The following is a 12,063-nucleotide window of genomic DNA, read 5'->3' on the forward strand; positions in this document are numbered from 1 at the left end:
CGTTCCAGTGTACACTCTGTTTGCATCGGGGAATACCTCTGCTCAAGGTAAGTCTTTGTCGCAGAAGCATTTTCCTTGATTCGGAACCCCGATGCACTTCAACTGTGTGAGACATCCGGGCTAGAGCGGTTCACCGTTTCACGGAAACGCCGAACCGCTCTATCTCTTTGTTTTTACACAATTCCGGACGGAAAACCGTTTCACACTTTTCCTGGAATTGCTCTAAAACGCGGCACCGCGTCGCTCGGACGGCTTCATCTCGTCGAGAAGCTTCCGGATAACGCCGGCCATGCTGTGGTTCATGTCACTGCGCCACAGGGCGAAAGCGACATTGGCCTCGACGAAGCCTTCCGGCGATCCGCAATCGAAGGTCCGGCCCTGATAATTGTAGCCATAGAAGGGCTGCTGCTTTTCCAGCTTCAGCATCGCGTCGGTGAGCTGGATTTCATTGCCGGCGCCCTTCTCCTGGCCCTCGAGTATCTTGAAGATCTCGGGCTGGAGAATGTAGCGGCCGTTGATGTAGAGATTGGACGGCGCCGTGCCGGCCTTCGGCTTCTCCACCATCTCGGTGATGCGGAAGCCGTGATGCGTGGCCTCGCCGCGGCCGACAATGCCGTATTTGTGGGCCTCGGCCGGGTCGCATTCCTGCACAGCGATGATGTTGTTGCCGGTCTCGGCATAGAGATCGACCATATCCTTCATGCAGCTCTTTTCCGACTGCATGATCATGTCCGGCAAAAGCAGAGCGAAGGGCTCGTCACCGACCAGTTCGCGCGCGCACCAGACGGCATGGCCAAGGCCGAGCGGCACCTGTTGGCGGGTGAAGCTGGTCTGACCTGGCGCCGGCTGCAGCCGCTGCAGCCGGGCAAGCTGGTCGTCCTTGCCGCGCTGCGCCAGCGTATCATAGAGTTCGAACTGGACGTCGAAATGGTCCTCGATGACGGCCTTGTTGCGGCCGGTCACGAAGATGAAATGCTCGATGCCGGCCTCGCGCGCCTCGTCCACCACATACTGGATGACGGGCCGATCGACGACGGTCAGCATTTCCTTGGGAATGGCCTTGGTGGCCGGGAGAAACCGCGTGCCGAGGCCAGCGACCGGAAAAACTGCCTTGCGAACTCTCTTCATGTGTCAATTATCCATTTGATGGCCAACTCGGCAATCCCTGTTTGAAGACATTTTCACGCCGAAATTGAGGATTACTTGGCGGACCGAGGAAAACTTCCACCGCTAAGCATCAAGGCGCCTTTTCGTTCCGGACGCCGCCTATGGTAAACTAATTGCTAACCAGGTTCGGCGAAGAATGGTCTTTCCCGTGACAGAGAAGGAGCAAGAGATGTCCGTTCGCAATGCCGCACAACGTTTTACCAGCGTCATGGCGGCCGCCAGCCTCTCGCTCGCTTTGCTGATGCCCGCCGGGCCGGCCTTCGCCGATGCCGGTTTCCGGCAATGGGTTGCCAGCTTCCGCGCCACCGCCGTCGCCGGCGGCGTTTCGGGCGCTGTCTACGACAGGGCTTTCAAGGGCATCGGCGAGCCCGACCCGGTGGTGCTGGAAAAGGCGCGCACGCAGCCTGAATTCACCGCGCCCGCCTGGGACTATTTCGACAACCGCGTCCATGACCAGTCCGTCGAGGTCGGTCAGCAGATGGCCAGGAAATGGAAGCCGTGGCTGGACAGGATCGAAGCGAGATTCGGCGTCGACCGCTACATTTTGCTGGCCATCTGGTCGATGGAATCGAATTATGGCGAGATCCTCAAGCGCGACGACATCATGCGCAATGTCGTGCGTTCGCTGGCGACGCTCGCCTATGGCGACCCACAACGGTCGAAATTTGCACGCACCCAGCTGGTCGCGGCGCTGAAGATCCTGCAGACCGGCGATATCGATGAAAGCCATCTCATGGGTTCGTGGGCCGGCGCCATGGGCCAGACGCAGTTCATCCCCACCAGCTATCAGCATTATGCCGTCGACATGGACGGCAACGGCAAGCGCGACATCTGGAATTCCATCCCCGATGCGCTGGCGACGGCCGCCAACCTGTTGAAGAAGAACGGCTGGCAGGCCGGCAAGACCTGGGGCTACGAAGTGGCCTTGCCGGCCGGCAAATTGCCGGGCGGATCGAAGACGCTGGCGCAATGGCAGGCGCTCGGCGTCGTCAGGGCCAACAGCAAACCGTTCAGGAATCTCACCGACAAGGCGACACTGAAGGTGCCGGACGGCCGTGGTGGGCCGGCCTTCCTGATGATCAGGAATTTCTCCGTCATCAAGGCCTACAACAACGCCGACAAATATGCACTTGCCGTCGGCCTTCTCGCCGATGAGATCGCCGGCTCGAGCGGTCTTGTCCAGGATTGGAAGCGGCCTTTCACCAAGCTCTCCTTCGAGGAAAGGCAGGAACTGCAGAAGCGGCTTTCGCAGCACGGGCTTTACGATGGCAAGTTCGACGGCAAGATCGGTGACGGCTCGAAAACCGCCATCATGGCGTATCAGGCCAAGGTCGGCTTGACCCAGGACGGGTATCCGAGCATGGAAGTACTCAAATGGCTCAGGCAGAAATAGAGCCAGGGCAATTCCGGGAAGACCGCGTAACGGTTTTCCGTCCGGAATTGCGTGAAAAACAAGAATTATTGCGGCCTCAGCGACCTGTCCGGCGCTGAACCGCGCAGGGATGGAGGAAGCGATTGGTTTCGGCTGCGCGCATCGGGACGCTGGTTCGTCGCATGCCGGCGCTTATCCTGGCCGTCGCAGTGCTTGCCGTTGCCGTAGCGGGCGCTTTCCATGCGCCGGCCATGGCGCAGGAGCAGCAGAACCGCGGCTGGTCGTTGCGCGACCTTCTGTTTCCGAACCGTGGCGAACGGTTCGAGCCGCCGCTGGACCTGCCGAAGGCAAAACCGAGGCTCAAGGCGAAAAAACCGCGTGCCCCCCGCCCGCCCGCGGAACCGGAAATCCCCGTGGTCGAGAAGGCGCCGGACGCCCGCACCGTCCTGGTGGTCGGCGACTTCATGGCGGCCGGCCTTGGCGAAGGCCTGGATACCGCCTTTGCCGAGAATGCCGGCGTCAGGATCGTCGTTCGCAGCAACGGTTCGTCCGGTTTCGTGCGCGATGATTTCTACAACTGGCCCGAACAAATCAAATCGCTGATCGAGACCGAAAAACCAGCCGCCGTGGTCGTCATGCTGGGTTCCAACGACCGCCAGCAGATGAAGGTGGGGGACGTGCGCGAACAGCCCCGATCCGAGAACTGGACCAAGGAATATGAGCGCCGCACCGATGCGCTCGGTAAGGCGATAGCAACCGCCAAGGTGCCCTTCCTGTGGGTCGGCATGCCGGCGTTCCGGGTGTCGAAGATGACCTCCGACATGCTGGCCTTCAACGACATCTACCACCAGGCGGCCGAAAGCAATGGCGGCGAATTCGTCGACGTCTGGGACGGGTTCGTCGACGAGAACGGCGCCTTCGTCACCAGCGGCCCTGATATGAACGGCCAGCCCGTGCGGCTGCGCGCCGATGACGGCATCAACGTCTCGAAGGCCGGCAAGCGCAAGCTCGCCTTCTATACCGAGAAGCCGCTGATGAAGATCCTGGGTCTTGCCGCGCCCGGAGGCGTCGCCCCGGCGACGGCACCAGCGGGTGCGCCGGTGGAAGCGCCGGCACCGGCCGCCGCACCCATTGTCATCGATCGCACGGCACCCATGCTGCTGAGCGATCCGGCGCTCGACGGCGGCTCCGAACTGCTCGGCGCTGCACCGGCGGCAAAGGCCAATCCCGACCTGCCCGGCGAAAAGCTGGTCGTCCAAGGCAAGGCCTCAAAGGCTTCGCCCGGCCGCGCCGATGATTTCTCTTGGCCGCCGAAGGCAAATCCGGCAACGGCCGCCGCCGATACAACGACGGCGATCAACCCTTAGTAACTTTCTCTGAGACCGTTCGAAACTCGCTCCCGCGAGCCATATGATGGTGTTTTCGAGAACCGGAGCAGAGCGTACGTTTAGGTACGCGAGCACCGGAAGCGCAGAAAACGCCTTCAGATGGCCGCAGGAGTAGAGTTTCCAACGGGGCTCAGCGCGGCAGGACGCTGGACCCCATCAACGCCTCGTCGATCGATCGCGCTGCCTGGCGGCCTTCGCGGATCGCCCAGACGACCAGCGACTGGCCACGACGCACGTCGCCTGCCGCATAGAGCCGGTCGACGCTGGTCCTGTAGTCGCGGTCGTTGGCTTCGACATTCCTGGAACGGCGGCTGTCGGTAGCGATCTTCATCTCGCCCTCGAGTTCCGACACCACCCCGGCGGCAGCCGGTCCGGCGAAGCCGATGGCGATGAAGGCGAGGTCGGCGCGGATGACGAATTCGGTGCCGGGGATCGGCTTGCGCTTGTCGTCGACCTCGCAGCACTTGACGCCGGTCAGCTGGCCCTCTTCGCCGATGAATTCGAGCGTCGCCACCTGGAATTCGCGCTCGGCGCCCTCGGCTTGCGAGGACGAGGTGCGCATCTTGGTCGCCCAATAGGGCCAGACCGAGAGCTTGTCTTCCTTCTCCGGCGGCTGCGGACGGATGTCGAGCTGCGTGACGCGCACGGCGCCCTGGCGGAAAGCCGTGCCGACGCAGTCGGACGCGGTATCGCCGCCGCCCACCACGACGACATGCTGCCCGCCGGCGATGATCGGATGCGACGGCCAGGCGACCGACTGGATCGGCTCGCCGCCAACGCGCCTGTTCTGCTGCACCAGATAGGGCATTGCGTCATGCACGCCGCCGAGGTCGTCGCCGGGGATGCCGGCCGCGCGTGGCGTTTCCGAGCCGCCGCAATAGAGCACGGCATCATGCTCGGCCAGCAGTTCGGCAACCGGCTTGTCGACACCGACATTGACGCCGCAATGGAAGGTCACGCCCTCGCCCTGCATCTGCTCGATGCGGCGGTCGATATAGTGCTTCTCGATCTTGAAGTCGGGAATGCCGTAGCGCATCAGCCCGCCGGGCCGACTCTCGCGCTCATAGACATGAACGTCGTGGCCGGCGCGGCCAAGCTGCTGGGCAGCCGCCATGCCGGCGGGCCCCGAGCCGATGACGGCGACGCGCTTTCCCGTCTTCTTCTCCGGCGGATAGGGCCTGATGTGACCGGTCTCGTACGCCTTGTCGGCGATCGCCTGTTCGACCGTCTTGATGGCGACCGGAATGTCCTCGAGGTTCAGCGTACAGGCTTCCTCGCAGGGCGCGGGGCAGATGCGGCCGGTGAATTCGGGGAAATTGTTGGTCGAATGCAGGTTGCGGATCGCGTTGTCCCAGTCCCTGTTGTAGACGAGGTCGTTCCAGTCGGGGATCTGGTTGTGGATCGGGCAACCCGTCGGCCCGTGGCAGAACGGAATGCCGCAATCCATGCAGCGCGCGGCCTGTTTCTCTACCTCCTTGTCGGACATCGGCAGCGTGAACTCGCGAAAGTGCCGGATGCGGTCGGAGGCCGGCTGGTACTTGTGCACCTGCCGGTCGATTTCGAGAAAGCCTGTTACCTTGCCCATAGTCCAGTTCCTGCTGTCCAAATGGTGCGGTTTTAGCCGCACCCGTTAACCCCTTGAGGCAGCCATGGCAACCTTGCGCCCGAGGTCAAGCTGTCGATGAAGTGGGCCGGGAAGCCTGGGCTTCCCGGCAATTCCAAACAAGTCTATTCCGCCGCAACGCCCATGCGCATGCGTTCCATCTCGATCAGGGCGCGGCGGTACTCGACCGGCATGATCTTGCGGAATTTCGGCCGGAAAATAGTCCAGTCGTCGAGGATCTCGCGGCCGCGCACCGAACCCGTGAAGTGGACGTGGTTCGAGATCAGCTGGTAGAGCCGTTCCTCGTCATGGCTGGTCATGTCGCCCGACACGTCGACGCGACCCTTGTGGTCGAGGTCGCCGCCATGGTGCAGCAGCTTTTCCATCAGGTCGTCTTCTTCGGGAACCGGCTCCAGTTCGACCATCGCCATGTTGCAGCGCTCGGCGAAATCGCCGGCCTCGTCCAGCACATAGGCGACGCCGCCCGACATGCCGGCGGCGAAGTTGCGGCCGGTCTTGCCGATGACGACGACGATGCCGCCGGTCATGTACTCGCAGCCATGGTCGCCGACGCCCTCGACGACGGCCGCCACGCCTGAATTGCGCACCGCGAAACGCTCGCCGGCGACGCCGGCGAAATAGGCCTCGCCCTCGGTCGCGCCATAGAGCACCGTGTTGCCCACGATGATGGAGTCCGCCGCGATGATCTTGGCTTCTTCCGGCGGCCGGATGACGATGCGGCCGCCCGAAAGGCCCTTGCCGACATAGTCGTTGCCGGCGCCGACGAGGTCGAACGAGATGCCGCGCGCCAGGAAGGCGCCGAAGGACTGGCCGGCGGTGCCGGTAAGCTTCACCGAGATCGTGTCCTCGCGCAGGCCCTTGTGCTTGAATCGCTTGGCCACTTCACCCGACAGCATGGCGCCCGTTGAGCGATCGACATTGCGGATCGGCAGTTCGATGCTGACCGGCTGCCGGCTCTCGAGCGCAGGCTTTGCCAGCTCGATCAGCTTGCGGTCGAGCACGTCGTCGATCGGATGCTTCTGCCGCTCGGTCCAGTGTGCCGCCTCATGCGGCACGTCGGGCTTGAAGAACATCTTCGAAAAATCGAGGCCGCGCGCCTTCCAGTGCTGGATCACGTCGCGCTTCTCCAGGAGGTCGCTGTCGCCGATGATCTGGTCGAGATGCGTAAAGCCCATTTCCGCGAGCAGCGCCCTCACCTCTTCCGCCACGTAGAAGAAGAAGTTGATGACATGCTCGGGAGTGCCCTTGAAGCGCTTGCGCAGCACCGGATCCTGCGTCGCGACGCCGACCGGACAAGTGTTGAGATGGCACTTGCGCATCATGATGCAGCCGGCCGCGATCAGCGGCGCCGTGGAGAAGCCGAACTCGTCGGCACCGAGCAGCGCGCCGATGATCACGTCGCGCCCGGTGCGCAGCCCGCCGTCGACCTGCAGCGCCACGCGCGAGCGCAGGCCGTTCAGCACCAGCGTCTGGTGCGTCTCGGCGAGCCCCATTTCCCATGGCGAGCCGGCATGCTTGAGCGAGGTCAGCGGCGAAGCGCCGGTGCCGCCATCATAGCCCGAGATGGTGATGTGGTCGGCGCGCGCCTTGGCGACGCCCGCCGCGACCGTGCCGACGCCGACTTCCGACACCAGCTTGACCGAGACGTCGGCCGCCGGGTTGACGTTCTTCAGGTCGTAGATCAGCTGCGCCAGATCCTCGATCGAATAGATGTCGTGATGCGGCGGCGGCGAGATCAGGCCGACGCCAGGCGTCGAGTGCCGGACCTTGGCGATGGTGGCGTCAACCTTGTGGCCTGGCAGCTGGCCGCCCTCGCCGGGCTTGGCACCTTGCGCCACCTTGATCTGCATCATGTCGGAATTGACGAGATACTCCGCCGTCACGCCGAAACGCCCTGACGCGACCTGCTTGATCGCCGACCGTTCGGGGTTCTTGCCGCCGCCGGGCAACGGCAGGTAGCGGTCGGCCTCTTCGCCGCCCTCGCCGGTGTTCGACTTACCGCCGATGGCGTTCATGGCGCGCGCCAGCGTGGTGTGCGCCTCCCTTGAGATCGAGCCGAACGACATCGCCCCGGTCGAGAAGCGCTTGACGATATCGGCTGCCGGCATGACCTCGTCGAGCGCGACCTTCTTGCGGCCGGTCTCGTCCGCGAGCTTGATCTTGAACAGGCCACGGATGGTCTGCGCACGCGCCGTCTCGCTGTCGATCTGCGCGGAATAGTCCTTGAACGTTTCCCACGAGCCCTGGCGCACGGCGTGCTGCAAGGTGGCGACGGCGTCGGGCGACCAGATATGCGCCTCACCGCGCATGCGGAAGAGATATTCACCGCCGACATCCAGGCTGTTGCGCAGCACCGGGTCGTTGCCGAACCCATCCGTATGGCGGCTGAAAGTCTCCTCGGCGATCTCGTTCAACCCGACGCCTTCGATCAGCGTGGCGGTGCCGGTGAAATACTGCTGCACGAAATCCGACTTCAGCCCGATGGCGTCGAAGATCTGCGCGCCGCAATAGGACTGGTAGGTCGAGATGCCCATCTTGGACATCACCTTGAGGATGCCCTTGCCGATCGACTTGATGTAGCGCGATACCACCTCGTAGGCGTCGACCTCTTCCGGCAGTTCGCCGCGCTTGTGCATGTCGAGCAGCGTGTCGAAGGCGAGATAGGGGTTGATCGCCTCCGCGCCATAGCCGGCGAGGCAGCAGAAATGATGCACTTCACGCGGCTCGCCGGATTCGACGACGAGGCCGACGGAGGTGCGTAGCCCTTTGCGGATGAGGTGATGATGCACCGCGGCCGTCGCCAGCAGCGCCGGTATGGCGATGCGGTCCGGGCCGACCTGGCGGTCGGACAGGATGATGATGTTGTAGCCGCCGGCGACCGCCGCCTCCGCCCGCTCGCACAGGCGGTCGATGGCACCCTGCATGCCCGCGGCCCCTTCATTTGAGCCGTAGGTGATGTCGATCGTCTTGGTGTCGAAGCGGTCTTCGGTGTGGCCGATCGAGCGTATCTTTTCGAGATCGCCATTGGTCAGGATCGGCTGGCGCACTTCGAGCCGCTTGCGGCGTGAATTGCCGACAAGGTCGAAGATGTTCGGCCGCGGTCCGATGAAGGACACCAGGCTCATCACCAGTTCCTCGCGGATCGGGTCGATCGGCGGGTTGGTGACCTGGGCGAAGTTCTGCTTGAAATAGGTATAGAGCAGCTTCGACCTGTCCGACATGGCCGAGATCGGCGTATCGGTGCCCATCGAGCCCACGGCTTCCTGGCCGGTGGTCGCCATCGGCGACATCAACAGCTTGGTGTCTTCCTGGGTGTAGCCGAACGCCTGCTGGCGATCGAGCAGGCTGACATCCTTGCGCAACGCGCGCGGCTCGACCGGCTTCAAGTCTTCCAGGATGAGCTGCGTGTTGGCGAGCCAGGTCTTGTAGGGGTGCTTGGTCGCGATCTCCGACTTGATCTCCTCGTCGGAGACGATGCGGCCCTTGGCGAGGTCGATCAAAAGCATGCGGCCTGGCTGCAGCCGCCACTTCTGGACGATCTTCTCCTCCGGCACCGGCAGCACGCCGGCTTCCGAGGCCATGATGACCCGGTCGTCGTCGGTGACGATGTAGCGCGCCGGGCGCAGCCCGTTGCGGTCGAGCGTGGCGCCGATCTGGCGGCCATCGGTGAAGACAACCGCCGCCGGCCCGTCCCACGGCTCCATCAGCGCGGCATGATACTCGTAGAAAGCCTTGCGATCGGCATCCATCAGCTTGTTGCCCGCCCAGGCTTCCGGGATCAGCATCATCATCGCATGACTGAGGCTATAGCCGCCCTGGAACAGGAACTCGAGCGCATTGTCGAAACAGGCGGTGTCGGACTGGCCGTCGTAGGAGATCGGCCAGAGCTTCGAGATGTTGTTGCCGAACAGTTCGGAATCGACCGAGGCCTGCCGCGCCGCCATCCAGTTGTTGTTGCCGCGCACCGTGTTGATCTCGCCATTATGCGCGACCATGCGGTAGGGATGCGCGAGCTTCCACGAGGGAAACGTGTTGGTCGAAAAACGCTGGTGGACGAGGATCAGCGCTGTTTCGAAGCGCGGGTCCTTGAGGTCCGTGTAGTAGGCGCCGACCTGATAGGCCAGGAACATGCCCTTGTAGACGATGGTCCGCGCCGACAGCGACACGCAATAGGCGCCGATATCCTTGTTGTCGTTCTCGGCGTAGATGCGGCCCGAGATGACCTTGCGCAGCAGATAGAGCCTTGCCTCGTACTCCTCGTCGTCGGGAATGTCTGACGTGCGGCCGATGAAGACCTGGCGATGGAACGGCTCGGACGCGACGATGTCGGGTGCCTTCGACAGCGATGAGTTGTCGACGGGCACGTCACGGAAACCGATGAGCGGAAGACCCTCGGACTGCGCCGATTCGGTGATGATCTCTTCGACATGGGCGCGAAGTGCCGGGTCCTGCGGCATGAACCAGTGCCCGACGCCATACTGGCCCGCCGGCGGCAGTTCGATGCCCTGGGCCGCCATCTCCTGGCGGAAGAACTGATCCGGAAGCTGCACCAGAACCCCGGCGCCGTCGCCTACCAGCGGATCGGCGCCGACGGCGCCGCGATGCGTCAGGTTTTCGAGCACGGCAAGCCCGTCCTCGACGATCTGATGCGACTTCACGCCCTTCATGTTGACGATGAAGCCGACGCCGCAGGCATCATGCTCGTTGCGCGGATCGTAGAGGCCTTGCGCGGCCAGCCCGGTGCTGGATCGGCCAAAAGTGGTCAGGGACGCGTTTTTGACGGTTGCCGCTTTCGTCTGCGCGGCCTGGCCGTTCGTCGCAGCGTGCGTCAATTCCGTCATTGTCCTGTCCTCCATACCCAGCCCTTCGGGCGCTGGTTTGCCTCGGCAAGCGCTTGGCTCACCCTGATCCTTGCGGCACGTCTTGCGAAATCCTTGTCGAACCACGCGGCGTTCCGCCTGGTTCGCATCTGGTATCGTACAGGCCAGAGCCCGGCCGTCCACCCGTCGCGCGTGGCAACAGCCGGAGAGGCCTATATGTTACGCCAATCCAGCCTGTTTTGTGCGACAAAATAAGACAGCACTACTGTCCTAAATTTTTATGGCAGAATTCCCCGGCACACACAAGACCGATTCACAAAAAACTTGGTCGATCCGCGACAGAAAATTACGTGAAAATAACAAAAAACGTAAGCTTCAGTCGCAGGGCGCGGCCCGCCAGCTTGGCTGGCGTTAATGGTTTTCCAGCACCTGGCTCTTGCGGCCGGCGCGCGAAATTGGTCCACTTTGTACCGATTTCCCTAAACATAGGCAGGTGCATGTTCTTTGCTTCCGACAATTGGGCAGGCGCCCATCCCGATATCGCCGCAGGCCTGTCGGCCGCGGCCGGCGGCTTTTCCACCGCCTATGGCGACGGTGCGCTCGACCAGGCCGTCTATCGGCGCTTCAGCGAGATTTTCGAACGCGAGGTCGCGGTGTTCTTCGTGGCGACCGGCACCGCCGCCAATTCGCTGTCGCTGACCACCTTCAACAAACCCGGCGGCATTTCCTTCGCCCACCGCGAATCCCACGTCATCGAGGACGAATGCGGTGCGCCGGAATATTTTTCCGGCGGCTCGCGGCTGCATGCCGTCGACGGCGCGCTGGGCAAGATCGACCCGCACATTCTGGAAAGGACGATCGGCCGTTTCGCTGGCGAGGTGGTTCATTGGGGCCGCCCCATGGCCGTTTCGATCACACAGTCGACGGAGGTTGGCACCGTCTACGGCCTGAACGACATCGACGCGATCTCGGCCATCGCCAAACAGCATTCCGTGCCGCTGCATATGGACGGCGCCCGCTTTGCCAACGCCCTGGTCGCGCTCGACACGACGCCGGCCGAGATGACCTGGAAGCGCGGTGTCGACATCCTCTCTTTCGGCGGCACCAAGAATGGCTGCTGGTGCGCCGAGGCGATCGTGCTGTTCGATCTCGACCGCGCCAGGGAATTGGCTTTCCTGCGCAAGCGCGCCGCGCAGCTGTTTTCGAAATCGCGCTTCGTCGCCGCTCAGTTCGAAGCCTATTTCAAGGACGGGCTATGGCTTGACACGGCCAGGCATGCCAACGCCATGGCCGCTCGCCTTGCGGCGGCGATCGAGGATTCGGAGACGGCCAAGCTGGCCTGGCTGCCGCAGGCCAACGAGGTTTTCGCGGTAATCAAGAAAGCCGAAGCCGAGAGGCTGCAGGCGGCGGGTGCCGCCTTCTACGACTGGCACAAGCCGCATGGCTTCGACGGCCATTTGGGCGAGGACGAGTTGCTCTATCGCTTCGTCACCAGCTTTGCGACGACGGCCGAGGAGGTCGACCGCTTTGGCCAGTTGATCGCCGGATAGCCAGCATTCTCGATAATAAAAAAGCGGCGCCAATGCGCGCCCCAACCGTAACCCGAGGACACTTATGGGGTTAACCCGCGGTAATTCCCAACATCTGATTAGTCTTACCCGGAGCCGAGGAGAAAGCGCTCTATCGCGGCGT

General features: G+C 63.0%; 6 protein-coding genes. 3 read left to right on the plus strand and 3 right to left on the minus strand.

What is annotated here, in order from left to right; genetic code table 11:
• Window positions 1–222 precede the first annotated feature (222 nt).
• Window positions 223–1,128 carry a UTP--glucose-1-phosphate uridylyltransferase GalU gene (gene galU / locus NKJ26_RS32415; protein ID WP_352699864.1) on the minus strand — a complete coding sequence of 302 codons (906 nt, stop codon included), beginning with the start codon at window positions 1,126–1,128 and terminating at the stop codon, window positions 223–225.
• 208 nt (window positions 1,129–1,336) lie between these two features.
• Between galU and NKJ26_RS32420 the strand changes: the two genes are divergently transcribed.
• Both NKJ26_RS32420 and NKJ26_RS32425 read left to right on the plus strand, forming a co-directional pair.
• Window positions 1,337–2,560, plus strand: a complete 1,224-nt coding sequence (locus NKJ26_RS32420; protein WP_352699866.1) for a lytic murein transglycosylase — start codon at window positions 1,337–1,339, stop codon at window positions 2,558–2,560.
• Between the two features lie 122 nt (window positions 2,561–2,682).
• A complete protein-coding gene (locus NKJ26_RS32425; RefSeq protein WP_352603077.1) occupies window positions 2,683–3,906 on the plus strand; it encodes an SGNH/GDSL hydrolase family protein in 1,224 nt (407 codons plus the stop codon).
• A 151-nt stretch (window positions 3,907–4,057) separates the two neighbouring features.
• Here the strand turns inward: NKJ26_RS32425 and NKJ26_RS32430 are convergent, their stop codons facing one another.
• Together NKJ26_RS32430 and gltB are read right to left on the minus strand one after the other, a co-directional pair.
• Window positions 4,058–5,512, minus strand: coding sequence for a glutamate synthase subunit beta (locus NKJ26_RS32430; protein WP_352603075.1), 1,455 nt, complete (start codon window positions 5,510–5,512; stop codon window positions 4,058–4,060).
• A 143-nt stretch (window positions 5,513–5,655) separates the two neighbouring features.
• Window positions 5,656–10,392, minus strand: a complete 4,737-nt coding sequence (gene gltB / locus NKJ26_RS32435) for a glutamate synthase large subunit (protein WP_352699868.1) — start codon at window positions 10,390–10,392, stop codon at window positions 5,656–5,658.
• A gap of 476 nt (window positions 10,393–10,868) precedes the next feature.
• Between gltB and NKJ26_RS32440 the strand changes: the two genes are divergently transcribed.
• Window positions 10,869–11,921 (plus strand): threonine aldolase family protein, encoded by a 1,053-nt coding sequence (locus NKJ26_RS32440; protein ID WP_352699870.1) that lies wholly within the window; start codon window positions 10,869–10,871, stop codon window positions 11,919–11,921.
• Window positions 11,922–12,063: the final 142 nt, after the last annotated feature.

The sequence above is a fragment of the Mesorhizobium sp. M0152 genome (assembly GCF_040322415.1).
Classification (GTDB): domain Bacteria; phylum Pseudomonadota; class Alphaproteobacteria; order Rhizobiales; family Rhizobiaceae; genus Mesorhizobium.

Coding starts and splice junctions, on each gene's coding strand:
- NKJ26_RS32420 (WP_352699866.1), top strand. CDS start 1,337: ATGTCCGTTCGCAATGCCGCACAACGTTTTACCAGCGTCATGGCGGCC.
- NKJ26_RS32440 (WP_352699870.1), top strand. CDS start 10,869: ATGTTCTTTGCTTCCGACAATTGGGCAGGCGCCCATCCCGATATCGCC.
- NKJ26_RS32430 (WP_352603075.1), bottom strand. CDS start 5,512: ATGGGCAAGGTAACAGGCTTTCTCGAAATCGACCGGCAGGTGCACAAG.
- gltB (WP_352699868.1), bottom strand. CDS start 10,392: ATGACGGAATTGACGCACGCTGCGACGAACGGCCAGGCCGCGCAGACG.
- galU (WP_352699864.1), bottom strand. CDS start 1,128: ATGAAGAGAGTTCGCAAGGCAGTTTTTCCGGTCGCTGGCCTCGGCACG.